The sequence below is a fragment of the Bradyrhizobium sp. Pa8 genome, assembly GCF_052588265.1.
On sequence record NZ_CP176767.1, the window covers coordinates 2,094,411 to 2,120,405 of the forward strand.

The following is a 25,995-nucleotide window of genomic DNA, read 5'->3' on the forward strand; positions in this document are numbered from 1 at the left end:
TCCCGCGGGCGGCGGCACCTGCGTGTCGCCCGGGGAACGCCGGTTCTTCAGCCGGTTCTTGCGCTGGTTCTTGCGCTTTTGACCGCCGGCGGCCTTGTCAGCGGGCGCGAACGGTGGTTATCCCGTCCCTCTGAACCTCTTTGACCCCGAACCAGGCGCGGGCCCATGGCTGAGCGGATCGCTCTCATCACCGGCGTGACCGGTCAGGACGGCGCCTATCTCGCCGAATATTTGCTGTCGCTCGGCTATGTCGTGCACGGCATCAAGCGGCGTTCGTCCTCGTTCAACACCGCGCGCGTCGATCACCTCTACCAGGACCCGCATGTCGGCAACGTTCCGTTCCTGATGCACTATGGCGACATGACGGATTCGACCAATCTGATCCGCCTGGTGCAGCAGATCCGGCCGACCGAGATCTACAATCTCGCCGCCCAGAGCCACGTCGCCGTCAGCTTCGAGAGCCCGGAATACACCGCCAACGCCGACGCCATCGGCGTGCTGCGCCTGCTGGAAGCGATCCGCATCCTCGGCATGGAGAAGGAGACGCGGTTCTACCAGGCCTCGACCTCCGAGCTCTACGGCCTGGTGCAGGAGATCCCGCAGAAGGAGACGACGCCGTTCTATCCGCGCTCGCCCTACGGCGTCGCAAAACTCTACGGCTACTGGATCACGGTGAACTACCGCGAAGCCTACGGCATGTTCGCGTCGAACGGCATCCTGTTCAACCATGAGAGCCCGATCCGCGGCGAGACCTTTGTGACCCGCAAGATCACCCGCGGCGTCGCGCGTATCGAGGTCGGGCTGGAACAGACGCTCTATCTCGGCAATCTCGAAGCCAAGCGCGACTGGGGCCATGCCCGCGATTATGTCGAGGGCATGCACAGGATCCTGCAGGTCGACAGGCCCGACGACTTCGTGCTCGCCACCGGCGAGATGCGCTCGGTGCGTGAGATGGTCGAGCTGTCGTTTGCCCATGTCGGCCGCCGCATCGCCTGGCGCGGCAAGGGCGTCGAGGAGACCGGCGTCGACGAGACGAGCGGCAAGATTGTGGTGAAGATCGATCCGACCTATTTCCGTCCGACCGAGGTCGATCTCCTCGTCGGCGACGCCAGCAAGGCGCGCGAGGTGCTCGGCTGGACGCCGAAGCGCAGCTTTGCCCAGCTCGTCGAGGAGATGATGGCAAGCGATCTGGCGGAGGCAAAACGGGATGCGGCCAGTGGCAAACGCACCGTTTGAGCTGAGGGGCAAGAGCGTCTATGTCGCCGGCCATCGCGGCATGGTCGGAGCCGCGCTGGTGCGCCGGCTGGCGCGGGAGGATGTGCGGCTCGTCACGGTCGACCGGCGCGAGGTCGATCTCTGCGACCAGGCCGCCGTGTTCGACTGGTTCGCCAAGACGCGGCCGCAAGTGATCTTCCTTGCCGCGGCCAAGGTCGGCGGCATCGTCGCCAACGACACGCTGCGCGCCGAGTTCATCTACGACAACATTGCGATTGCCGCGAACGTGATTCAGGCCGCGCATCAAAACGGCGCCGAGAAGCTGATGTTTCTGGGCTCGTCCTGCATCTATCCGAAGCTGGCGCCGCAGCCGTTGCGCGAGGATTCCGTGCTCACCGGTCCGCTGGAGCCGACCAACGAGCCCTATGCGATCGCCAAGATCGCCGGCATCAAGATGGCGGAGGCCTATCGCAGCCAGTATGGCAGCGACTTCATCAGCGTGATGCCGACCAATCTGTACGGCCCCGGCGATAATTATCACCCTGAATTGAGCCACGTCGTCGCCGCCCTGATCCGCCGCTTCCACGAGGCGAAGGTTTCGGGGGCAAAGAGCGTCATCGTGTGGGGCACCGGCACGCCGCGGCGCGAGTTCCTCTATGTCGACGACATGGCGGATGCCTGCGTGCACCTGATGAAGACCTATTCGAGCGCGGAGCTGGTCAACATCGGCACCGGCGAGGACATCACCATCGCCGAGTTCGCGCGCGTCGTGGCCGACATCGTCGGCTACGGCGGCGAGATCGGTTTCGATACCTCGCGTCCCGACGGCACACCGCGCAAGCTGCTCGACGTCAGCCGTCTCGCCAAGCTCGGCTGGCGCGCCACGACCTCGCTCGAGGACGGCGTGAGACGCGCTTACGCGGCGTATCTGTCGCATACGTAGAATGCAACCAATGCATGTCGCGTATTTCAGGAGATGACCGCAACGCCTGTCACGCGCGGCGGTTAAGGTTTATTCGGTTCGCGAAGCAACCTGCCCTAATGTTGGGCGTGCGGCCGGATACAGAAATGGTCTAGGGTGTTCAGTGGAGCATCCGTCTTCAACGGAAAGAGTTTTTCATGCGAATCGCGATGATCGGAACGGGCTATGTGGGACTGGTGTCCGGAGCCTGCTTTGCGGATTTCGGTCACGACGTCACCTGCGTCGACAAGGACGAGAAGAAGATCGCGGCGCTTCATCGCGGCGAGATTCCGATCTACGAGCCCGGGCTCGACGAGCTGGTCGCGACCAATGTGAAGGCCAAGCGGCTCGACTTCACCACCGATTTGTCGAAGCCGGTCGCGGACGCCGATGCCGTCTTCATCGCGGTCGGCACGCCCTCGCGCCGCGGCGACGGTCACGCCGATCTCTCCTATGTCTACGCCGCCGCGCGCGAGATCGCGCAGTCGCTGTCGGGCTTCACCGTCGTCGTGACCAAGTCCACCGTCCCGGTCGGCACCGGCGACGAGGTCGAGCGCATCATCCGCGAGACCAACCCCGCGGCCGACGTCGTCGTCGCCTCCAACCCCGAATTCCTGCGCGAGGGCGCGGCGATCCGCGACTTCAAGTATCCCGACCGCGTCGTCGTCGGCACCTCCGACGAGCGGGGCCGCAAGGTGATGGGCGACGTCTATCGCCCGCTGTCGCTGAACCAGGCCCCGCTGATGTTCACGGCGCGCCGCACCGCCGAGATGATCAAATACGCCGCGAACGCGTTCCTCGCGACCAAGATCACCTTCATCAACGAGATCGCGGACCTCTCGGAAAAGGTCGGCGCCAACGTGCAGGAAGTCGCGCGCGGCATCGGCCTCGACAACCGCATCGGCACCAAGTTCCTGCACGCGGGTCCCGGCTTCGGCGGCTCCTGCTTCCCGAAGGACACCAAGGCGCTGATCAAGATCGCGCAGGACTATGACGTGAGCCTGCGCATCGTCGAATCCGTGCTGGCCGTCAACGAGAACCGCAAGCGCGCGATGGCGCGCAAGGTCAGCCAGGCGCTCGGCGGTAGCTTGCGCGGCAAGACCATCGCCGTGCTCGGCCTCACCTTCAAGCCCGACACCGACGACATGCGCGATGCGCCGTCGATCCCGCTCGTCACCGGCCTGATCGACATGGGCGCGACGGTCAAGGCTTTCGATCCCGTCGGCATGGAGCAGGCCAAGGGCGAGTTGCCGAACATCACCTATTGCGAGGACGCCTATTCCTGCGCGCAAGGCGCCGATGCGCTCGTCATCGTCACCGAATGGGTGCAGTTCCGCGCGCTCGATCTCCACCGGCTGAAGGCGGCCATGACCCAGCCCGTCGTGGTCGACCTCCGCAACATCTACCCGCCCGAAGAGATGGAAGCCGCCGGCTTCACCTACGAGAGCATCGGGCGATCGTCCCAGGCTTAAGCCAGTCGTTTGAAGTTCGGCTTCGCCCGCCTCATCCTGAGGTGGGCGAAATCGTCTCTGATGCGATATGATCCGGTCGCATCGGGTCGCAGCGTTTGGCCTCGTTGCCGCGATGGAGATTGTCATGACCGACGACACGCACACGATCCGCAGTGGCGGGCTCAGCGCGACCGTCAAGGCACACGGCGCCGAGCTGTGCTCGTTGAAGGACGGCCGCGGTGTCGAATTTGTCTGGCAGGCGGGGCCGGCCTGGCCACGCCACGCGCCGCTGCTGTTTCCGATCGTCGGGCGTCTCGCCAATGACGAAATGCGGCACCGGGGCAAGACCTACCGGATGACCCAGCACGGTTTTGCGCGCGACAGCCGGTTCGCATGGGCAGAGCGCGGCGAGAACCGTTGCACGTTAGCGCTCGAAGACAGTGAGACAACGCGCGCACTCTATCCGTTCGCATTTCGCCTGACGGCCACCTATGCGATCGACGACGCCGGTCTCGATCTCTCGCTCACGATTGTGAACACTGGCAAGGAGACATTGCCGGTGTCGCTTGGTGGCCATCCCGCCTTCAACTGGCCGCTTCAGGCCGGAGTGTCGAAGGAGAGCTACGCGCTGACGTTCACGAACGAGGAGCCGTCTCCGGTTCGCCGTGTCGAGGGCGGACTCCTGCTCGCGGCAACGGATCCGAGCCCCGTCAGAGGCACCGTGCTTCCTTTGTCGGAATCCCTGTTCACCAATGACGCCGTCATCCTCGATCCCGTCAACAGCCATGCGGTCCGGTATGCGGCCGGGCAGGGGGCCGGGCCCTGGCTCAAAATGTCATGGCGCGGTTTTCGCGAGCTCGGCGTCTGGTCGAAACCGACAGGCGCGCCGTTCCTCTGCATCGAGCCGTGGCGCGGCTATGCCAGTCCCGTCGGTTTCGATGGCGAGTTCAGCGACAAGCCGGGTCTGATGCACATCGCGGCCGGCGCGAACGAAGAACTGTCGTACCGGATCGAGGTCGGGTCGTCCTGAGGCAGGCCTTCGCGCGCCTGTGGCCCTCAGACCTCGATCCGCGTGAGGTCCTCGCCGAGCACGACAGGACCTGCGTAGTCTCGGCGGACGTCCGCGAGAAGTGCGTTCAGCATGGAATCGTCAGTGCGCGGCCGGTGATGGGTCAGCGCGAGCTTCTTGACGCCGGCCTTGGCGGCGACCTTGCCGACCGTATCGCCGCAGGCGAGCGTATATTTCGCGAGCCGGCGGAGGTGGTCGTTGGTGATCTCAGGCGTCGCGAGAAAGCAGCACTGGACCAGCAGGTCGGCTCCCTGTGCCAGCCGCTCGAGACCGGGGCAGGGGACCGTGTCGCCTGAGATCGCTATGACCTTGCCCTCGGCTTCGAAGCGGAAGCCGAGACACATCCAGCGCGCGATAAACGCCGGCGACATGTCGAGACCGTCGCCATGTGAGACGAACTCGGCGCTGATCTTCCAGCGACCGGTGTCGAGGATGGGGCCGGGAATGATGTCCGTCGCGACGACCGGCTTCCAGCCGCCAAAGGTCGGCTCGCCCTGATCCCGCCAGGCGATGTCCTTGTCGTAGACCTGCGTGATCAGCGTGTTGACGAGCCGTTCGGTATCGGGCGGGCCGTAGATGCGCAGATCGTCTTTGCGGCCATGCATCCACGAATTCAACATCACATCGTAGAGGTCGCCGATGTGGTCGAAGTGGTGATGGGTGAGAAAGACCGTGTTGATGGCGCCGAGCGGCACGCCGGCTTTGTGGAGCTGCACCATGACGCCGCGGCCTGCGTCGAACAGGATGTTCTCCTCGCCGAGCCTGATCAGCGTGGTCGTCGCCATGCGGCGCGGGTCCGGGCGTGGGCCGCCGGTGCCGAGCAGTATGACTTCCATGGCGCCTACTCCAGCGTGAAGCCGGTCGACCTGATCACGCCGCCCGGGCGTGTCTGAAGATCTTTCGTGGCGTACTTTAGATTCGAAGGCGTCAGCTAGACAAGTCGCGCGTCAGTGCAGACCGGCCGCAGTGGCAGCGATGGTCGGCCGGATCGGCGAGCGGTCCGATCCCTTGGACGTCAGGCGATGCGCAAAATCCTGCGCGCGCCGCTCGACCAGATGCCAGGTCGCGCGCGCGACGAGATAGCTGAGCGCGGCGGTGACGGCATAGGCGATCAGCAGCGAGACCAGTCCGTCCGTAAGCGGCCAGATCTGGCGCAGGCCGTAGATCACCGCGAAGTGCGACAGGTACATCGAATAGGAGTTGCGGCCCAGCGCCTCGATCGGCCGGCAGCGGATCGCGAGGCGGATGCAACCTGCAACCAGCGCACCGAGCACGAGGTTGATCATCAGGTAGTTGAATTCATGCGAGCCGGTCGCGCGGTCGGCGATGAAGGAGAGCGCGATGAAGACGGCGAAGATCGCGGCGTCCGACTTCGCAAAGCCGTCGCGCAGCGAGAAGAACAGCGCGCATCCCACGAGGAAGACCGGCAACTGGTTCAGGAAGCTGATGTGCAGCGCATTCCAGACGAAGGCCTCGTGGCCGGGCCCGTAATAGGCCGAGAACAGTGCGAACGCCCATGGCTTGAACAGGCAGACATTGACCAGATGCAGCACGATCGCGAGCGCAAGATAGAGATGGCGGCGCGATCCGAAGGCCGTGATCACGAAAGGGAAGACGAGATAGAACGTCATTTCCGCCGCGATCGACCAGTCGCCCGGCACGACGCTGTTGACGCTATCCGGCCAGAAGCCGTGCAGGAACGTCGCGGTCAGGATCACCTGGAGCGGCCCGATGCCGTTCGGCGCGTTGTAGCTGGGACCCGTGCCGTTGATGATGAGGTAAACCGGGATCGCGAGCCAGAACAGCGGCGCGATGCGCAGGAAGCGCCGGATGTAGAATTTGCGCGTCGGATCGGTTTCGGTGCGCTGCGTCCACATCAGGCACATCGTCATGGCGCTGACGAAGTAGAACACGTTGACGCCGGTCCAGCCGCACATGAAGGCGAAGTCGACGGGCTGGATCTTTGAAGGAAAAGATTGTGAAACGTGGATCGCCATCACGCCGACGATGGCGAGGCCGCGCAAGACGTCGAGCGTGTGCGAACGACCGAAAGGCGTTGCACCTTGCTCGGGTCGTTCGGCGGCCAACCGGGCCTGCCCCTGCATCACGCCTGCTCCGTGGTTTCGCATCTGCAAGCGGAGACCATAGAGGCGCGGCCGGCTGTTTCGAAGCCGAAGCCTTTCTTTACGTTAACCAGCGGTTGAGTCCGATGCCGAATGTACGGGATCGGCGGTGTCGAGGAGGCCGGTCGGCGCTCGAAAGAGCCACGCCGGCGTGATGATGCGCGCGATGAGAATTGTGGGGCAATTCATACTTAATGCGCCAATACCATGACCAATATTGTTCGGGCAGCACAACACGCCTAGTATTCCAGCAGGCAATTTCGGGGGCTCGAATAAGTCGTGAATGTTCGTTCACAGGACAGTGCGCTGCGCGACGACTTGAACTTTCAAGCCGCGCCACAAGCACACAGGACATCCAACAACGTGGTTGATTCCGGACGTCAGGAATTGAGGCCTGCCGGCCGCGAGCGGCTGATCGTCGTCGAAGACGATCCCGTGACGCGGACGATGCTGGTCGGCTATTTCAACGAGAACAATTTCGACGTGGTCGGCGCCGGCTCCTGCGCGGAATGCCGCCAGGCGCTACGCTCGCGCACCGATCTCGTCTTCCTCGACGTGCAGTTGCCCGACGGCGACGGCTTCGAGCTCGCCAAGGAGATCCAGGCGACCAGCAACGCGGGCATCATCTTCGTGACGCGCCGCGACACCGACGTCGATCGCATCCTCGGCCTCGAGATCGCGGGCGACCATTACGTCACCAAGCCGATCAATCTGCGCGACCTGCTGGCGCGGGCACGCAGCGTGCTGCGGCGGCGCTCGATCGACCGCAAGGCGGCGCGCAACCACAATTCGATTGCCTTCGGCGACTGGATCATCGACCTGACCCGGCGCGAGCTGCTCGGCAGCGACGGCAAGCCGGTGGCGTTGACGCGCGCCGAATTCGACCTGCTCGCGGCGCTGGTCGGCGCCGACGGCCGGCCGCTCAGCCGCGACTATCTGATCGAGGTCGTCAGCAACCGCCAGGCCGAGGTCGATATCCGCACCGTCGATGCGCTGGTGGCGCGGCTGCGCCGCAAGCTCGTCGGCAGCGGCACGCCCGTGATCGCGACCGTCACCGGCGTCGGCTACAAGCTCGCGCTCAGCGAGCGGCTCTAGTCGTTCCGGCCAGCCGATCGTCGACCGCATACAGCGTGCAGGTCGGCGACCATTTCATGCAGGCGCTAAGCGAATCGCGCCGGGCGTCGTCGGCGGTGGTGCGCCCCGAGCGCCAGCCGTAACTGCCGTTCGGCGACACCGCAAAAGCCTTGTGCGGCATGGTGCTGGCGAGATAGCGCGAGAATTCGGCGCGCGCGGCCTCGTTGAGCTGGCCCGGCGGCGGCAGCGGATCGGGAGGGCTCAGGATGTCATGGCCGAGCCCGCGCTCGCGCAGAAAGGCGTCGAGATAAGGCGTCCATTGCGGGCGGCCCACCACCGAATAGAGATAGTGGCCGTCGTCGCCGTAAGGCGGCGCCGCAATGAATTTCGCGTGACCGCCATTGCCGCGAAATCCGTCATAGAGGCGGCGCGCGAGATCGGGACCGAAGAACGAATCATTGGCCGCATAGACCCATAGCATCGGCACGCGCGAGGTCTTGCCGAACGTGGCGAAGGCCTGCCCCAGCCCATCCTTGTTGCAGACGTCGTCGTCATCGCGCGAGCCGCGGCCGCCGGCAAAGCTGATCGCGGCGACGAGACCCGGCGGTGCCTGCGCGGTCAGCGCGACGGTGGCGAGCCCGCCGGCGGAATGGCCGGCCGCGATCATGCCCGATGTCGTGACGTCGGCCCTGCGCCCCATCGCGTCGATCGCGGCGCGCAAGTCCGCGACCGCAACTGCCGCCGCCGGCAGATAGGCGGCATTCGCGCAGCCGCCGACGCTGTCGACGCGCCCGCCGGGCGAGGTGCCGTAGCCGCGTCGCATCACGATCAGCGCGGCAAAGCCGCGCCGGGCATATTCGAGCGCGATCCCGTAATATTTGTGCGCCGACATGGTCGCGCGGTCGTCGAAACTGCGCGGTGAGCCGTGGCTGAGCAGCGCGAGCGGATAGCGCTTCGTTCCGGCCGGCCGGACCAGAAAAGCCTCCAGCCCCTGCGGCCCGGCCTCCGTCATCGGGATGCGTAGGTCTTCCGTGTAGAACTCCGCGGCCATCGCATCGGGCACGATGCCAGCCGTCGCAAGCCAGGCCATCAGAACAACCAAGAGCCTGTGAAACAACGTCATGCCCCGACTCGAAAAAGCCCCGATCTGAAAGACCATAGCATGATCTCAGGAACGGCCAGCCCGCCGCGCGTGTTGCTCTTGGCGGGGACCCGGCCGATGCTATGGTATTCCACAAACTCTGCACGACAGGACGAGGATATTTCAGTGGCTGATGTTCATCCCGCGGCGGGCAAGCTGGTCTCGCCGGACGCGCTCACCAACGTTCCGCGGCTGGTGACAGCCTATTTCGCCGGCAAGCCCGATGTCGGCGATCCCGCGCAGCGGGTGGCGTTCGGAACCTCCGGCCATCGCGGCACGTCGTTCAAGAACAGCTTCAACGAGGGCCATATCCTCGCGACCACGCAGGCCATTTGTGACTACAGAACGGAAAAGGGCCTGACCGGCCCGCTCTTCATCGGCATCGACACCCATGCGCTGGCCGAGCCGGCGCTGGTCAGCGCCGTCGAGGTGTTCGCCGCCAACGGCGTCGACATCATGATCGACAAGGACGGCGGCTACAGCCCGACGCCTGTCATCTCGCACGCGATCCTGACCTACAACAAGGGCCGCGCTAGCGGCCTTGCCGACGGCGTCGTCGTCACGCCCTCGCACAATCCCCCCGAGGACGGCGGCTACAAATACAATCCGCCGCATGGCGGCCCGGCCGACACCGACGCGACCTCCGTGGTCGAGAAGCGCGCCAACGCCTATCTCGCCGACGGCCTGAAGGGCGTGAAGCGCATCGACTACGCCAAGGCGCGCAAATCCGCGAATGTGCACGCCTACGACTTCATCACGCCCTACGTCGCCGATCTCGGCAATGTCGTCGATCTCGATCTCGTCAAATCCGCCGGCATCAATATCGGGATCGATCCGCTCGGCGGCGCCGCCGTGCATTACTGGCATCCGATCATCGAGCGCTACGGCCTGAAGGCCACGGTCGTGAACGAGGCGATCGATCCGACCTTCCGCTTCATGACCGTCGACTGGGACGGCAAGATCCGCATGGATTGCTCCTCGCCTTACGCGATGGCGAGCCTGATCGCGATGCGCGACCGCTTCGACGTCGCCTTTGCCAACGACACCGATGCCGACCGCCACGGCATCGTGACGCGCACCGGCGGCCTGATGAATCCGAACCATTACCTTGCGACCGCGATCGCCTATTTGTTCGCGAACCGCCCGAACTGGGGCAAGGATGCCGCGATCGGCAAGACCGTGGTGTCGAGCTCGATCATCGACCGCGTTGCCAAGAAGCTCGGCCGCAGGCTGGTCGAGACGCCGGTCGGCTTCAAATGGTTCGTCGACGGCCTCCTCACGGGCGGCTTCGGCTTCGGCGGCGAGGAGAGTGCAGGGGCCTCGTTCCTGCGCCGCGACGGCGGGGTGTGGACCACCGACAAGGACGGCATCATCCTCGGCCTGCTCGCAGCCGAGATCATGGCCAAGACCGGCCGCGACCCCAGCCAGCTCTTCAACGATCTCACTGCCGAGCTCGGCGTGCCGCACTATGCGCGCATCGACGTCGCCGCTACCGCGCCCCAGAAGAACATCCTCAAGTCCGTCACGCCCGAGCAGCTCGGTCTCAAGGACCTCGCCGGCGATCCCGTCCGCGCCACGCTGAGCAAGGCGCCGGGCAACGGCCAGCCGTTCGGCGGCATCAAGGTCGAAACCGATTTCGGCTGGTTCGCCGCAAGGCCGTCGGGCACGGAGGACGTCTACAAGATCTACGCGGAAAGTTTCCGCAGCACCGAGCACCTGAAGCGGATTCAGGAAGAGGCCCAGGCGGGCCTGAAGAAGGTGTTCGGGGCGTAGCTGCGGGGCCAAAGCGCCGTTTGCACTGTCCCGGTCCGAGGGGGGGGGCGCCGTATTGGTGTCATCACCCGCGAAAGCGGGTGATCCAGTACTCCGCGGCGCGAGTTGCGTGGACCAATGACTGCCGCGGAGTACTGGATTCCCCGCCTTCGCGGGGAATGACAGCAGAGTTATTCTTGTATACATAACATCTCATATAGGTAATATATTACGGCACTTTTCGCTCTTGAACGATTCTATCGCTCCGCTATTGTATACATAACGTATTCATAAGCCTTGGGAGAGCGACCCGTGACAAAACCCTTCCCGATGAACGCCTGGTACGCCGCGGCCTGGGACGCGGACGTCAAGCCGGCGCTGTTGCCGCGGACGATCTGCGGCAAGCATGTCGTGATGTATCGCAAGGCCGACGGCTCGGTGGCCGCGCTGGAGGATGCCTGCTGGCACCGGCTGGTGCCGCTGTCCAAGGGCCGGCTGGAAGGCGACACCGTCGTCTGCGGCTATCACGGCCTGAAATACAATGCGCAGGGGCGCTGCACCTTCATGCCCTCGCAGGAGACCATCAATCCGTCGGCCTGCGTCCGCGCCTATCCCGTGATCGAGCGGCACCGCTACATCTGGCTCTGGATGGGCGACCCCGCGCTCGCCGATCCTGCGCTCGTTCCTGACATGCACTGGAATCACGATCCGGCCTGGGCCGGCGATGGCAAGACCATCCACGTCAATTGCGACTACCGCCTCGTGCTCGACAATCTCATGGACCTCACCCACGAGACCTTTGTGCACGGCTCCTCGATCGGCAACGATGCGGTCGCCGAGGCGCCGTTCGACGTCACCCATGGCGAGAAGACGGTGACGGTGACGCGCTGGATGCGCGGCATCGAGGCGCCGCCGTTCTGGGCCAAGCAGCTCGGCAAGCCCGGCCTCGTCGACCGCTGGCAGATCATCCGCTTCGAAGCCCCGTGCACGATCGCGATCGATGTCGGCGTGGCGCCGACGGGCACCGGCGCGCCGGAAGGCGACCGCTCGCAGGGCGTCAACGGTTTCGTGCTCAACACCATCACGCCGGAGACCGAGAAGACCTGCCACTATTTCTGGGCGTTCGTCCGCAACTACCAGCTCGGCGAGCAGCGCATCACCACCGAGATCCGCGAGGGCGTCTCCGGGATCTTCCACGAGGACGAGCTGATCCTCGAGGCGCAGCAGCGCGCCATGGACGAGAACCCTGACCGCATCTTCTACAACCTCAACATCGACGCCGGTGCGATGTGGACGCGCAAGCTGATCGACAGGATGGTGGCGAAGGAAAACCCGCCGCAGCACCTCCAGGCCGCGGAGTAGGCCAGGTGAAAGCAGCGCCCGAGCGAGAGGTCGACCGCTCCGTCTCGCAGACCGTGAAGGCGCAGCTCGCGCTGCGCGACCAGATCCTGTCGGGTCGCTTACGGCCCGGCGAGCGCATCTCCGAGTTGCAGGCGGTGGAGACGACCGGCGCCTCGCGCACCCCGGTGCGCATGGCGCTGGTGCGGCTCGAGGAGGAAGGCCTGCTGGAGGCGATTCCCTCCGGCGGCTTCATGGTGAAGGCGTTTTCCGAGCGCGACATCTCCGATTCCATCGAGCTGCGCGGCACGCTGGAAGGACTCGCCGCGCGCTTCGCCGCCGAGCGCGGCGTTTCGGCGCGCGAGCTCGAGCCATTGAAGGAGTGTTTGGCCGCGATTGACGAGTTGCTGCGCCAGGTGCCGATCTCGGTCGACGCGTTCTCCTCCTATGTCACGCTGAACGCGCGCTTCCATGCACTGCTCACGGAATTGTCGCGCAGCCCGCCGCTGATCCGGCAGATCGACCGCGCTTCGGCGCTGCCGTTCGCCTCGCCCAGCGGTTTCGTGATGGCGCAATCGGCGTTGCCCGAGGCGCAGCAGATTCTGATCATCGGGCAGGAGCACCATCGCGTCGTGATCGACGCCATCGAGAACCGCGAAGGCGCCCGCGCCGAGGCCGTGATGCGCGAGCACGCGCGGCTCGCGGTGCGAAACTTGCGGCTTGCGCTGCGCAACCGCACCCATCTCGACCTCTTGCCGGCGCTCGCGCTGATCAAGACCGCAACCGACTAGGGCCGTCACCATGCGCTTCATCGAAACCTGGATTCCGGCAACGCTCGTCGCGACGCGCGATCTTGCGCCGGGCATCCGCGAATTCCTGATCTTGCCGGATCAGTTCGACGGCTCAGCCTATCCGGTCGGAAGCCACATCAATGTCAGCGTGACCATCGACGGCCTGCCGGAGACGCGATCCTATTCGCTGGTCGGCGAGGCGTCCTCGCGCGGTTTCAAGATCGCGGTGCGCCGCACTGATGATTCCCGCGGCGGCTCGCGCTATATGTGGCAGCTCGCGCCAGGCGCCCGGCTCGACATCACCCGGCCGGCTTCGCTGCTCGCGGTCGACTGGACGCGCGAAAATTATTGCCTGATCGCCGGCGGCATCGGTATCACGCCGATCCTCGGCGCCGCACAGGCGCTGGCGCGTCGCGGCGCTGATGTCACGCTGCATTATGCCGTGCGCTCGCGCACCGATGCCGCCTATCTCGACGATCTCGCCAATATGCTCGGTGAGCGCCTGGTCGTTCACGCGAGCGACGAGGGCCGGCGGCTCGACCTCGATGCGCTGTTCGGATCATTGCCGCAAGGTGCGCTGGCGCTGTTCTGCGGCCCGATGCGGATGCTGGATGCCGCGCGCCACGCCTGGATCGGCGCCGGCCATCCGCTTCCCGATCTCCGCTACGAGACCTTCGGCTCCAGCGGCACGCTGCCGACCGAGACGTTTCGCGTGCGCCTGAAGGGGACCGATGTCGAGCTCGAAATCCCGCGCGAGCGCTCGATGCTTGATGTGCTCAATGCCAGCGGCCACGACGTGATGTACGATTGCAAGCGCGGCGAATGCGGCCTGTGCGCCATCGACGTGGTCGAGGTCGACGGCGAGATCGACCATCGCGACGTCTTCTTCAGCGACCACCAGAAGCAAAGCAACCAGAAGATCTGCGCCTGCGTCTCCCGCGCCCGCGGCACCATCACCGTGGACACGCTGCTGCGGGCGGACGCGGTCTGACCGCGGCTGGAAGGCGTACTCGGAAAACGCGATCAGCCTGAGCGCATGCGCATCCGCTTTTCTCTCGGGAGCGGACAGGTGCAGGTTGTCCTGGCGAGGCAGCTAAGGGCGGTGACGAAGCGGGCTTCGTTTGCTGCGTCAACGGGCCGGCAAGAGTGCTTCGTGCGGTCCACCAATCATGATAGGTTTGCTCTCGGCAATAAAAGTGTTCAGCCGGTCTTGGACAGCAAGGGTGGAGATTCTGCCATGAAATCCAATTCTGTCTCGCTGGGAGTCGATGCGTTCGCCACAGGGCGAGCTGACGCGCTGATTTTGATCGGCCGCATTCTCCTCGCGTGGGTATTCGTCGGAAGCGCGTATGGAGCAATATCCAACTTCAGCGGCTCTGTCGGTTATTTCAGGTCCCTGAACCTTCCAGCGCCTGAGCTGTTCACGATGACGACCATCGTACTGGAAGTACTGATATCCGTTGGCTTGATATTGGGCGTCGGTACGCGCTACTGCGCAATCCTGACGTTTGTGTTCGTATTGGCGGCAACGGCTATTGCGCACCGCTACTGGGAGTATCCCGCGGGTGCGCAGCAGATCGGTCAATACAACCACTTCTTGAAGAATATCTCGATCATGGGAGGCGCGATGTTGATCTTCGTCACCGGAGCAGGCCGGTTCAGTTTCGATCGGGCATCGTAGCCGGCATCACTTCAAGTCGGGCTTGAAAGCTTCCTCTATCGCGCGTCGGATGCTCTTTGAGAGCTGCTTCAGGGTCTTGCTCACGAGGGCGAAGAGAAGCATCAGCCATGTCGCAAGCGCGGCACACCACAGTACGACTTCCAATATCTCAGGCATGATGTGCCCCTTGAAAATATCTACTCTGAAATGCGGCAAGTGTTGCTTAATGGGGCCGACACGGCAAGCCGTCTTGAGAGTGGTAGCGCGCCGAAACACTCGGAAAAGCGCGCTCAACAGGCGGGCAGCCTTAGGTCAGGGAGGCAGACCAACTCTATGGCCGCGAAGACTGGCGCGGGACGCAGAACCTGCCCGGTAGCGATCATTTGCAAAGGCCGGCTTGAGGACATTCTGCCTTGCGCGAGTCTGCTTCACCGCTGGAAGCGGACCCCCTCACACTTGCGAGTATTGCCCTACGCCGCGTAGGTCGCCCGCAGCTTCCTCGTGTTCAGCAGCGCCAGAACGCCATCGACCGACACCGGCCGGCTGATCAGATAGCCCTGCGCTTCGTCGCAACCGAACTGGCGCAGAAATTCGAGCTGGTCGACGGTTTCGACGCCTTCGGCAACCACGCCGATGCGCAGGTCGCGCGCCAGCGAGATCACAGACTTCACGATTGCGGCGCAGTCGGGCTGCACCAGCATGTCGCGGATGAAGGACTGGTCGATCTTGATACGGCTGAACGGCAGCTTGCGCAGATAGGTCAGCGAGGAGAAGCCGGTGCCGAAATCGTCCAGCGCCACCGTGATGCCGAGCTCGAGCAGCGCGTTCAGGATCGACGCCGCGGAGCCGTATTTCGACAGCAGCATCGATTCCGTGATCTCGATCTCGAGCCGGTGCGGGGCGACCTCCGCGTCCGCGAGCGCCTGCACGATTGTCTGGAGGATGCCGGTGCTGTGAAACTGCGCGGCAGAGAAGTTCACGGCGACCCTGACGTCCTCCGGCCAGTCCGAAAGCGTCGCGCAGGCACGCCGGATCACCCATTCGCCGATCTCGTGGATCAGCCCGGTCTCCTCGGCGATCGGGATGAATTCGCTCGGCGGCACCAGTCCGCGCCGGGGATGCTGCCAGCGCAGCAGCGCCTCGAATCCGGTGATGCGGTTCTCGCCGAGATCGAGGAACGGCTGGAACACCAGGAACAGCTCGTCCCTGGCGATGGCGCCTTCGAGGTCCGCCTGCAGCGCCTTGCGATCGCGTGACACCCTGTCATCGGCTTCCTCGAAGAAGCAGACCGTGCCGGGACCTGCCTTCTTGGCGCGATACAGCGCGGCGTCGGCATTCTTCATGATGTCGAGCTGCGTGGTGCCGTCGCGCGGCGCCAGCACGATGCCGACGCTGGTTGCGCCGACGATCTGGCGGCCCTCGATCTGGAACGGTTCGTCGAAGGCCGCGACGAAGCGTTCGGCGATCTCGAGCGCATCCTCCGGCCGCGCCAGATTGGCCATCACCAGCGCGAACTCGTCGCCGCCAATTCGCGCGGCGTGCTCGGCGGCGCGCGTGCAGCGTTGCAGCCGGCTTGCGACCTGGACCAGGAATTCGTCGCCGGCGGGGTGGCCGAACTTGTCGTTGACCTCCTTGAAGCGGTCGAGGTCGAGCAGGAGCACCGCGAACTCCTCGCCGGACAGGGCCAGCCGCCGGAGCGCCGCTTCGAGCGTCTCGTTGAAGGCGAAGCGGTTGGGCAACAGCGTGAGGGGATCCTGCCGGACCGTGCGCTCGGCCTCGATCTGCCGGATCACGCGCCGTGCGAACGCGAATGAATTGACGAACACCGCGCGCAGCAGCACGCTGCCGTAAACCACCACCAGGATGGCCATCAGCACATAGGCGGGATCGCCGTCGCGGCCGAGGCAGATGGCGATGCCGACGAAGATGGGGCTCGTGAAGGCGATGGCCGCAATCGGGATCGTGGCGAAGGCCAGCGCGCCGCCGGCCAGCATTCCCGAGCAAAGGCAGGTGATGACGAGCTGGCCGCCGGTCGCGGCATTCGCGAAGAAGGCGACCGGGACGATGCCCCAGGCGACGCCGAGCACGAAGGCGTTGCGCACCAGCCGGTGCATCGCCCGGCGCGAAACGAATTGCGGTTTTGTGATCCGGCGCGAAGCATGGGATTGCAGGCCGAATGCAATCGCGGCGCCGGCCACGATCGTGGCCCAGGCCAGCGCAAATTTCCAGTCCGGCGAATGCCAGAGCGCGATGGCGAGCACGGCCGCGTTGCAGGCATTGGCCAGCATGATGCCGACGGAATAGCCGAGCACCAGTGACATCTGGTCGGCGCGGATATGTCCGGCGACGGCCTCGTCGGTTGCAGGACCGCCAAAGGCCGACAGATCGCCGGCGAACAGCCGCGCGACATAGCTGGTCAGTTGAGTCCGCATTACAGGGCCTAGCAGCATGGGCCGTTCTTGTTCGGCTCGATCGGGAGAATTCGCCGCAAACCTTTGACGAACTATGAATTATCCCCGTTCACCACGCCCGCCGTGACCACTTCTGCGTGTTCGCGCGCAGTATCGATAACAAATCGATACAAATGCGGCGCCTCGCGTTACGGCTGTAACGAGAGGCGCACGTTCGCCACGAGCTCGCTGTCATGCCCCGGCTTGACCGGGGCATCCAGTATGCCGCGGCCTATCAAGGATTCACAAACGTCTCGGAGTACTGGATCGCCCGCCCCAGTGCGCAAGCGCGCACAAGGCGGGCGATGACACCTGTATTTGGGAGGCGCAGTGACCACCCCGGCTGCTTCGAGCCGCAGCCGCTCCTCGATCCGCTCATCGCAGCGCCAAGCCTGTCACGGTTCTCACTGAGCGCACGAACGTCGCTTCATCGCCGCCTTGTGCGACGAAATACAGCGGTTGGTATCCGATTGCCGCCCAGTGTTGCTCATCGGACATAGTGTGAACTTAAGGTTCCCTTTACTCTATCTCAGCGCGAATTTTTGCAATTTTGGAATTGCCGGTGGTTGGAATGGGAATGAAGCGTCTGCTGCTCGCGAGCTCAGCCTTGGCGAGCTGCCTGTTTTCAGTTTCGGCTCAGGCCCAGAGTGTGTGGCACGGCTTCGGCAACTCGACAGCCACCAGCGATTATAATCTCGACACGAACTGGTCGAATCCGCCGGCGGGCGCTCCGCCGATCAATGCCGGCCAGTCCGCTCAATTCAACGGAGGGGGCAGTGCGACCATCACGGTCACTGCCGGCCCGATCACCCCGGATTCGTGGACGTTCGGAGCAAACGCCAGCAACTATGCCGTGTCGGGCTCCGACGTGAACTTCAACGGCGCCGGACCGAACCTCGTCAACAACGCCAATACCAATCAGAGCATCTCGATCAGCAACAACATGACGGGAGCGGGCATCTCACAGGCCGGCGCCAGCACGCTGACCCTGAGTGGGACCAACTCGTTCACGACGACGAGCGTCAGCGGTGGCACCTTGGTCAACAGCGGCACCCTGACATCTGCCGTGTCCGTTACGAATATGAGCGCGACCTACGACAACACCGGCACGCAAAATGGCGGCCTCGCCAACAATGGCGTCACGCATAATTCGGGCACGCTGAACGGCGGTCTGACCAACTTTTTCGGCTACATCCAGACGGCCGGTTCAACCAATGGCGGGGTGACCAACATCGGCTCGATCGGTGCCCATGCCGGCGCGTTCAACGGCGCGATCGACAACAGCACCGGCGGCCTCTTCGAAATCTTCGGCACGGTCACCAGCGACAGCACGTTCAACAACAGCACCGCCACGTCTGTCCTGTTTTTTTCCAGCGGCTCGTACACCGTCGCCGGACTGATCACGAATTCGGGCACCGATCCGGCCGGAGGCATCGTGGTCAACGCGGGCACGACCCTCAACGCCAACGGCGGTCTGACGAACAATGCCAACGCGACCATCGTGAACAACGGCGGTACCGTGACCGGCAACCTGAGCAACGCCGGCATCGTCACCAACACCGGCGCCATGGGGCCGGTGACCAACACCGGGACGTTCAACAACAACAGCGGCGGTTCGATCACGACGCTGAGCAACAGCAGCGGCACCTTCACGAACGCGAGCGGCGCAACGGTCTCCGGCGCGGCGACGATCTCCGGCGGCACCGTGACCAACGCCGGGACGTTCTCCAGCACGATCGGCGTAACGGGCGGCTCGTTCACCAACAACACCGGCGGCCAGGTTCAGGGCACGACCACGAACAACGGCGGCACGGTGGACAACTTCGGGACGATGGCCGCCGTGATCAGTACGTCGGGCACGTTCGGCAACAGTGGGACGATCACAACGCTGAACAACAACGGCGGCTCGTTCATCAACGCGGCGAGCGGCACGGTGTCGGGCGCAGCCACGATCTCGTCCGGCTTCATCTCCAATGCCGGCACGCTCTCCAGCACGCTTGGTTTGACTGGCGGTACGTTCCAGAACAACCCCACCGGCCAGGTGCAGGGGACGACCACCAACAATGGCGGCCTGGTGAACAACGGCGCGGCCATGGCCGGCGTCGTCAACCAATCGGGGACGTTCAACAACAACAACTTCGGATCGGTGACCACGCTGAGCGTCAGCGGCGGCACGTTCGCCAATGCGTTTGGTGCGTCGGTCACCGGCGCGACGACGATCACCGGCGGCACGGTTACGAACAGCGGTGGCACGTTCGCCGCAGTTGGCAACAGCGGCACCGGCACGTTCAACAACACCAGCGGCACCGCGGGTGCGGTGAGCAACTCGGCGACCGCGACCAACAACGGCACGATCGCATCGCTGACCAACACCGGGGGCACGTTCGGCAACACCGGAACCGTCTCGGGCGCGTCGTCGATTTCGGGCGGCACCGTGACCAGCGCCGGCACGTTCTCCAGCACGCTCGGCCTGACGGGCGGCACGTTCACGAACAACGCCGGCGGCCAGGTCCAGGGCGCGACCACCAACAACGGCGGCACGGTGAACAACAATGCCGCGATGGCCGGCGTGACCAACACGACAGGCATCTTCAGTAATAATAGCGGCGGTTCGATCACGACGCTGAACAACAACGGCACCGGCAGTTTCAGCAACGCTATCGGCGCAACGATCTCCGGCGCCGCGACCGTCTCGGCGGGTACCTTGACGAACTACGGTACGGTAGCCAGCACGGTCAACCTGACGGGCGGCAACCTCAACAACTTCAACGGACAGATTCAGGGCACCACCACCAACAACGGCGGCCTTGTGAACAACAACGCTGCCATGGCCGGCGTGATCAACACCTCCGGATCGTTCAGCAACAACAATCTCAGTTCGATCACGACATTGAACAATAATGGTGGCAGTTTCTTCAACTCTGGAACGGTCTCCGGTGCGGCGACGATCTCTGCGGGCAGCGTGATTAACGGGGCCACGTTCTCCAGCACAGTCAGCATGACAGGCGGCACGTTCAACAACGGCGGCACGATCGGTGGAGCGGTGACGATCGCGGGCGGCACGATGTCCGTGACCGGCAGTGGCACCATCGGCGGCGCGGTGAGCCTCACCAATGCGGCGGGCACGCTCGATATCTCCGGCGTCACCACCGGGCTTTCGGTTGCAGGCCTCTCGGGTGTCAGCGGCAGCACCGTGAACCTCGGCGCCAAGACGCTGACGATCTCGGGTGGCACGCAGGTCTTTGCCGGCGCGATCCAGGGCAGCGGCAATCTGATTATTTCCAGCGGCGTCGCAGAGGGGTTGACGGGCACCAGCGGCTACACCGGGACGACCACGATCAACGGCGGCCTGCTCATGGTCAATGGCTCCATTGCCAGTTCGTCGATGACGACATTGAACAGCGGCTCACTCCTGGGCGTCGGCACCGTCGGGAATCTCACCGTCAACGGTGGCCTCTTCACGCCTGGCGGCGGCGTGGTCGGTGGGTCCATGACCGTCTCCGGAAGCCTCGTCTTGGCGGCGGCCGCGACCTACCTCGTGGAAGTGACCCCGGCGACGTCCACCTCCGGCATCGTGACTGGCAATGCGAATCTCGGCGGCGCGACTCTCGGTGCCAACTTCGCGGCCGGCAGCTACGTCGCGAAGCAATACACGATCCTCACCGCGGGCAGCATCACCGGCGCGTTCAATCCCACCGTCCTCAGCCTTGGCCTGCCTGCGGGCTTCAGCATCAGCGTGAGCAATGACACCACCCACGCCTATCTGAACCTCGTGCTGAACTTTGCGCCGCCATCCGGCAACTTGAACGTCAACCAGCAGAATGTCGGCAACGCGATCGTCAACTTCTTCAACACGACCGGCGGGATCCCGATGGCGTTCGGCGGCCTGACGCCATCAGGGCTGACGCAGCTCTCGGGGGAGGTCGGCAGCGCGCCGCAGCAGACGACGTTCAACGCGATGACCCAGTTCATGGGCGTGATGACGGATCCGTTCGTCGCCGGACGCGGCGATCCCGTCAGCGCAGGCGGCGCGCCGAATGCGTATGCCGAAGAGAGCATGGCTTACGCGGCGACCGGGAAGGGCCGCTCGGCGAGTGCACGCGATGCCCTGGCCGCCTACACCAAGGCGCCGGTCGCGCAGTCCTTCGAGCAGCGCTGGAGCGTCTGGGCGGCCGGCTTCGGCGGTTCGCAGCAGACCGACGGCAACAATGCGCTCGGCTCCAACACCACCACGAGCAGCCTCTATGCGACCGCGGTCGGCGCGGACTATCGCCTGTCGCGCGACACGCTGCTCGGCTTCGCGCTCGCCGGCGGCGGCACCAATTTCTCCGTCGCCAACAATCTCGGCGGCGGGCGCTCGGACCTGTTCCAGGCCGGTGCGTTCTTCCGTCACAATGCCGGTCCCGCCTACATCACGGGTGCGCTGGCCTATGGCTGGCAGGACATCGTCACCGACCGCACCGTGACCGTTGCCGGCGTCGATCGCCTGCGCGCCGAGTTCAACGCCAATGCCTGGTCGGGCCGGCTCGAAGGCGGCTATCGCTTCGTCTCCCAAGGCATCGGCCTGACGCCCTACGCGGCGGCGCAGGTCACGGCGTTCGACCTGCCGGCCTATGCCGAGCAGGCGATCAGCGGCAGCAACCAGTTCGCGCTCGCCTATGGCGCCAAGAGCGTCACCGACACCCGCAGCGAGCTTGGCCTGCGCACCGACAAGGCGTTCGCTCAGAATGACGGCATCGTCACGCTGCGCGGGCGTGTCGCCTGGGCACACGACTTCAATTCCAACCGTGCGATCGGGGCCACGTTCCAGACCTTGCCCGGCGCCAGCTTCGTCGTGAACGGCGCCGCGATGGCATCGGAGACGGCGCTGGTCACCGCATCAGCCGAGAAGAAATGGCTCAACGGCTGGGCGGCGGCTGCGACGTTCGAGGGCGAGTTCTCCAACGTCACGCGCAGCTATGCCGGCAAGGGCGTGGTGCGTTACGCCTGGTGAGGCGCATCTCGGGGCGCTACCGCCCGAGCTGCTTCGGATCGTAATAAAACCGCTCCTCGATCAGCTTGTCGCCTTGCCAGGTCTGCCAGGCGATCTCCTCCAGCCTCCAGGTGACGCCTTCGGCGTTGGTGAAGCTGAAGATCCAGCGCGAGGCGACGTGATCGCCCTCGATCAGGCTCGGCCCGATGCGGACAGCCTTGACCTCCCTGGATGCCGCCAGCACGCCGCGCTCCTTGGCGACGAGCTTGTCGCGGCCGACCGTCGGGGCGGCGTTGTTCTCATAGGTCGCGGCATCGGGCGTGTAGTACTGCTCGATCGCTTCGACAAACTCCCCGTTCTCCAGCCGCTTGGCAAAGGCTTCGACGACGTCACGGCTCGGCATGGATCACCTCGCGATTAAAACCGACTGATAGTCGGTAAATACTGACCAGTAGTCGAAAAGTCAACTGGCCGCCTCGCCTGAATTCGATTAGACGAGACCCATGGCAAAGCAGGCGGAGCGGCGGGCAGCGACATCGGAGGCGATCCTGACGGCGGCGCGCCGCCTGTTCGGGACGCAAGGATTTTCCGCGACCACCATGGACGAGATCGCGGAAGGCGCCGGCATCGCCAAGGGCGCGGTCTATCATCACTTCAAGACCAAGGAGGCGGTGTTCGAGGCCGTGTTCGACCTGGTCTCGCGCGACCTCGTTGCCGAGATCGACAGTACCGCGCGCGCAGAGAAGGACGTGCTCGCCGCGATGGTCGCCGGCACCCAGCATTATTTCGCCGCGACCGCGAAAGGTCCGACCGGCCAGATCATCCTTCGGGACGGCCCCGCGGTGCTCGGGTGGGAACGCTGGCGCGAGATCGACGCAAAACACTTTGGCGGCAAGCTGCCGCGTGCGATTGCGGCGGCGATGGAGGCCGGTCTCATCGCAAAACAGCCGGTCGAGCCGCTGGCGCGGCTGCTGCTTGGCGCGGTGACGGAGGCGGCGGTCGCCTGCGCCGGGCGCGCGGATATCGCAAGGGCAGGGGCCGAATATGCCCGTGCGTTCAAGTCGCTGGTCGAGGCGCTGCGTCTGCGCGCATGATTGTGCTAGTGACGAACTGGAAACGCCCACACCAACAAGAAGAACAGTAGCGCATGAACGCAAATTCCCTTGCTCCGTCCGATCCTGAGTTCGACTACATCATCGTCGGCGCCGGTTCCGCCGGTTGCGTGCTCGCCAACAGGCTCTCTGCGAACGGCAAGCACAGCGTGCTGCTGCTCGAGGCCGGGCCGAAGGATTCCAACATCTGGATCCACGTGCCGCTCGGCTACGGAAAGCTGTTCAAGGAAAAGACCGTCAACTGGATGTACCAGACCGAGCCGGAGCCCGAATTGAAGGGGCGCCAGGTGTTCCAGCCGCGCGGCAAGACGCTGGGCGGATCGAGCTCGATCAACGGTCTGCTTTATGTCCGCGGCCAGCACGAGGATTACGATCGCTGGCGCCAGCACGGCAACGCCGGCTGGGGCTATGACGACGTGCTGCCCTATTTCAAGAAGGCCGAGAACCAGGCGCGCGGCGCCGATCAATATCACGGCAGCGGCGGACCGCTGCCGGTCTCCAACATGGTCGTGACCGATCCGCTGTCGAAGGCTTTCATCGACGCCGCGGTCGAGACCGGTCTGCCCTACAATCCCGACTTCAACGGTGCCACGCAGGAAGGCGTCGGCCTGTTCCAGACCACGACGCGCAACGGCCGCCGTGCCTCGACGGCGGTGGCCTATCTCGGCCCCGCGAAGACGCGCGGCAATCTCAGGATCGAGACCGAGGCGCTCGGCCAGCGCGTGCTGTTAGAGGGCCGCCGGGCGGTCGGCGTCGAGTATCGGCAAGGCACAACCCTGCGCCGCGCCCGTGCGCGCAAGGAGGTCGTGCTGTCGAGCGGTGCCTACAACTCGCCGCAGCTTCTTCAGCTCTCCGGCGTCGGCCCTGCCGATCTCCTGCGCAAGCACGGCATCGATGTCGTGCTGGACGCGCCGGGCGTCGGCCACGATCTCCAGGACCACATGCAGGTCCGCATCGTGATGCGCTGCTCGCAGAAGATCACGCTGAACGACACCGTCAACAATCCGTTCCGCCGCACGCTGGCCGGTGCGCGCTATGCGCTGTTCCGGAAGGGCTGGCTGACGATCGCGGCCGGCACGGCGGGCGCGTTCTTCAAGACCAATCCGCGGCTGGCGTCGCCCGACATCCAGGTGCATTTCCTGCCGTTCTCGACCGACAAGATGGGAGAGAGGCTGCATGATTTTTCCGGGTTCACGGCGTCGGTGTGCCAGGTCCGGCCCGAAAGCCGCGGGACCTTGCGCATCAAGAGCGCGGACCCGACGGTGCCGCCGGAAATCCGCATCAACTACATGTCGACCGAGACCGATCGCACCACCAATGTCGAAGGTCTGAAGATCCTGCGCAAGATCCTGAATGCGCCGGCGCTGAAGCCGTTCGTGGTCAATGAGTACGATCCCGGCGCGAAGGTATCCACGGATGGAGAGCTGCTCGATTATTGCCGCGAGCGCGGCAGCACCATCTACCATCCGACCTCGACCTGTCGTATGGGCAATGACGCGCTGGCGGTGGTGGATCAGCGGCTGAAGGTGAGGGGGCTCGAAGGCCTTCGTGTGGTCGACGGCTCGATCATGCCGGACCTCGTCTCGGGAAATACCAACGCGCCGATCATCATGATCGCCGAAAAGGCCTCCGACATGATATTGGAGGATGCGCGCTAAACGTTGCGCTGAAAGGACATTCGACTTGGCTACGCGACTGAAGATCGGCACACGCAAGAGCGCGATGGCGCTGGCGCAGACGGAAGAGATTGCGCGCCGCCTGACCGCCGCCATGCCCGATCTCGATGTCGAGATCGTCAAGTTCGACACCACGGGCGATCTCGATCAGACCAGCAAGCTGCTGCCGCATGGCGGAAAGGGCGGCGCGTTCGTGGCGCAGATCCGCGCTGCCGTGCTCTCCGGCGAATTGCAGGCGGCGATGCATTCGCTGAAGGACATGCCCGGCAACGAGGACACGCCCGGTCTCGTCATCGGCGCCACCCTGTCGCGTGATCCGCCCAGCGATGCGCTGGTACTGCGCGATGGGGTGACGCTGGAAGCGCTGCGCCAGTCGCGCGGCAAGGGTTTCAAGATCGGCACCAACGCCGTGCGTCGCGCCGCCTATGCGCGGCGGCTGTTTCCCGATGTCGAAGTGATCCACTTCCGCGGCGCCGCCGACACCCGCGTGCGAAAACTCGACAATGGCGAGAGGCAGAAGTTGCCGGATGGCGGCGCGGTTGGTCCCGCCGATGCGCTGATCATGGCGCGTTCCGGCCTTGACCGCGTCGGCCTCTCTCACCGGATCGCCTATGAATTCTCAGCGGCGGAGATGCTGCCCGCGGCAGGGCAGGGCATCGTCGCCGTGGAATGTGCTGCTCAGGACTGGCAGACGCGGCAGATCCTGGCATCGATCGACGATCCCTCCGCGCACGCTTCTGCCGATGCCGAGCGCGAGGTGCTGTGGGTGCTCAACGGCCACTGCAATTCGCCGGTGGCGGGTTTTTCGACCATCGCAGGCGATCGGATGTCGCTGACGGCGTCCGTGCTCGACCTCTCCGGCAACACCATCATCGAAGCCTCGCACACGGGCCCCGCCAACCGCCCGCGCGAGCTCGGCCGTGCGGTGGGACTGGACCTGCTGACGAAGGGCGCCGCCGAGATCATCGAGCGCAGCCGGCCGCGCTAGCTGGCCTGTGAAATCGCAATCGGCGGGATGATGCCATCCTGCTCCTGTTTTGCCCGACGTGTCAAACGTCGGCGCAATCTAGCGCGATGACCGCGCATCTGATTTCAATGCCCTCTAAGTCATTGATCGGGCGTGGTCTCCCTACTGTGCATGGGGTTGTTTTCGCGTTTTTTGTTTGAGCCGACCACAAGAGGCCGTCATGCCCGGGCTTGTATCCACGTT

General features: G+C 64.6%; 20 protein-coding genes. 14 read left to right on the forward strand and 6 right to left on the reverse strand.

Translation table 11 applies throughout. From position 1 onward, the window contains the following. Nucleotides 1–165 precede the first annotated feature (165 nt). The 4 genes from gmd (at nt 166) to ACKWRH_RS09535 (ending at nt 4,657) form a co-directional block, all read left to right on the forward strand. Complete coding sequence (gene gmd / locus ACKWRH_RS09520; RefSeq protein ID WP_445220297.1) at nt 166–1,236, forward strand: GDP-mannose 4,6-dehydratase; 1,071 nt, start codon at nt 166–168, stop codon at nt 1,234–1,236. Next, a complete protein-coding gene (fcl, locus tag ACKWRH_RS09525; protein ID WP_445220298.1) occupies nt 1,208–2,158 on the forward strand; it encodes a GDP-L-fucose synthase in 951 nt (316 codons plus the stop codon). The genes gmd and fcl overlap by 29 nt, the downstream gene beginning before the upstream one ends. Nucleotides 2,159–2,334: 176 nt before the next feature. Beyond that, complete coding sequence (locus tag ACKWRH_RS09530) at nt 2,335–3,648, forward strand: UDP-glucose dehydrogenase family protein (RefSeq protein ID WP_445220299.1); 1,314 nt, start codon at nt 2,335–2,337, stop codon at nt 3,646–3,648. Between the two features lie 124 nt (nt 3,649–3,772). After that, a complete protein-coding gene (locus tag ACKWRH_RS09535; protein ID WP_445220300.1) occupies nt 3,773–4,657 on the forward strand; it encodes an aldose 1-epimerase family protein in 885 nt (294 codons plus the stop codon). Nucleotides 4,658–4,683: 26 nt separating this feature from the next. Here ACKWRH_RS09535 and ACKWRH_RS09540 read toward each other — a convergent pair whose 3' ends face one another. Then, nucleotides 4,684–5,532: an MBL fold metallo-hydrolase gene (locus tag ACKWRH_RS09540; RefSeq protein WP_445220301.1), complete on the reverse strand. Its 849-nt coding sequence runs from the start codon at nt 5,530–5,532 to the stop codon at nt 4,684–4,686. 111 nt (nt 5,533–5,643) lie between these two features. Next, a complete protein-coding gene (locus ACKWRH_RS09545; protein WP_445220302.1) occupies nt 5,644–6,801 on the reverse strand; it encodes an acyltransferase family protein in 1,158 nt (385 codons plus the stop codon). A 297-nt stretch (nt 6,802–7,098) separates the two neighbouring features. On the opposite strand from ACKWRH_RS09545, the gene ACKWRH_RS09550 reads away from it, so the two are divergent. Continuing rightward, on the forward strand, nt 7,099–7,914 hold the full coding sequence (locus tag ACKWRH_RS09550) for a response regulator transcription factor (protein WP_038936894.1): 816 nt from the start codon (nt 7,099–7,101) through the stop codon (nt 7,912–7,914). Here the strand turns inward: ACKWRH_RS09550 and ACKWRH_RS09555 are convergent. Beyond that, nucleotides 7,898–9,016 (reverse strand): alpha/beta hydrolase family protein, encoded by a 1,119-nt coding sequence (locus ACKWRH_RS09555; protein WP_445220303.1) that lies wholly within the window; start codon nt 9,014–9,016, stop codon nt 7,898–7,900. The genes ACKWRH_RS09550 and ACKWRH_RS09555 overlap by 17 nt on opposite strands. Before the next feature lie 144 nt (nt 9,017–9,160). Here ACKWRH_RS09555 and pgm point away from each other — a divergent pair, with 144 nt between their 5' ends. From pgm to ACKWRH_RS09580, 5 genes are all read left to right on the forward strand, one after another. After that, on the forward strand, nt 9,161–10,807 hold the full coding sequence (gene pgm / locus ACKWRH_RS09560) for a phosphoglucomutase (alpha-D-glucose-1,6-bisphosphate-dependent) (protein WP_445220304.1): 1,647 nt from the start codon (nt 9,161–9,163) through the stop codon (nt 10,805–10,807). A gap of 291 nt (nt 10,808–11,098) precedes the next feature. Next, nucleotides 11,099–12,148 carry an aromatic ring-hydroxylating dioxygenase subunit alpha gene (locus ACKWRH_RS09565; protein WP_445220305.1) on the forward strand — a complete coding sequence of 350 codons (1,050 nt, stop codon included), beginning with the start codon at nt 11,099–11,101 and terminating at the stop codon, nt 12,146–12,148. 5 nt (nt 12,149–12,153) lie between these two features. Beyond that, nucleotides 12,154–12,915, forward strand: a complete 762-nt coding sequence (locus ACKWRH_RS09570) for a GntR family transcriptional regulator (RefSeq protein WP_166084425.1) — start codon at nt 12,154–12,156, stop codon at nt 12,913–12,915. Between the two features lie 10 nt (nt 12,916–12,925). After that, a complete protein-coding gene (locus ACKWRH_RS09575; protein WP_445220306.1) occupies nt 12,926–13,906 on the forward strand; it encodes a PDR/VanB family oxidoreductase in 981 nt (326 codons plus the stop codon). 246 nt (nt 13,907–14,152) lie between these two features. After that, complete coding sequence (locus ACKWRH_RS09580; protein WP_445220307.1) at nt 14,153–14,596, forward strand: DoxX family protein; 444 nt, start codon at nt 14,153–14,155, stop codon at nt 14,594–14,596. A 6-nt stretch (nt 14,597–14,602) separates the two neighbouring features. On the opposite strand, the gene ACKWRH_RS09585 is transcribed toward ACKWRH_RS09580, so the two are convergent. After that, a complete protein-coding gene (locus ACKWRH_RS09585) occupies nt 14,603–14,752 on the reverse strand; it encodes a hypothetical protein (RefSeq protein ID WP_193375987.1) in 150 nt (49 codons plus the stop codon). 293 nt (nt 14,753–15,045) lie between these two features. Further along, nucleotides 15,046–17,007 (reverse strand): putative bifunctional diguanylate cyclase/phosphodiesterase, encoded by a 1,962-nt coding sequence (locus ACKWRH_RS09590; RefSeq protein WP_445220308.1) that lies wholly within the window; start codon nt 17,005–17,007, stop codon nt 15,046–15,048. Nucleotides 17,008–17,602: 595 nt separating this feature from the next. On the opposite strand from ACKWRH_RS09590, the gene ACKWRH_RS09595 reads away from it, so the two are divergent. Beyond that, a complete protein-coding gene (locus ACKWRH_RS09595) occupies nt 17,603–22,018 on the forward strand; it encodes an autotransporter domain-containing protein (protein WP_445220309.1) in 4,416 nt (1,471 codons plus the stop codon). Nucleotides 22,019–22,034: 16 nt separating this feature from the next. On the opposite strand, the gene ACKWRH_RS09600 is transcribed toward ACKWRH_RS09595, so the two are convergent. Beyond that, the gene (locus tag ACKWRH_RS09600; protein WP_445220310.1) at nt 22,035–22,400 is read right to left on the reverse strand and encodes a nuclear transport factor 2 family protein; all 366 of its coding nucleotides are present in this window, start codon (nt 22,398–22,400) and stop codon (nt 22,035–22,037) included. A 100-nt stretch (nt 22,401–22,500) separates the two neighbouring features. Here ACKWRH_RS09600 and ACKWRH_RS09605 point away from each other — a divergent pair, with 100 nt between their 5' ends. From ACKWRH_RS09605 to hemC, 3 genes are read left to right on the forward strand one after another with little or no spacing between them, the layout of a single operon-like run. Continuing rightward, complete coding sequence (locus ACKWRH_RS09605; RefSeq protein WP_445220311.1) at nt 22,501–23,091, forward strand: TetR/AcrR family transcriptional regulator; 591 nt, start codon at nt 22,501–22,503, stop codon at nt 23,089–23,091. 53 nt (nt 23,092–23,144) lie between these two features. Continuing rightward, complete coding sequence (locus ACKWRH_RS09610; protein WP_445220312.1) at nt 23,145–24,767, forward strand: GMC family oxidoreductase; 1,623 nt, start codon at nt 23,145–23,147, stop codon at nt 24,765–24,767. A gap of 25 nt (nt 24,768–24,792) precedes the next feature. Further along, nucleotides 24,793–25,773: a hydroxymethylbilane synthase gene (gene hemC / locus ACKWRH_RS09615; protein ID WP_445220313.1), complete on the forward strand. Its 981-nt coding sequence runs from the start codon at nt 24,793–24,795 to the stop codon at nt 25,771–25,773. The last annotated feature ends 222 nt before the right edge of the window (nt 25,774–25,995 follow it).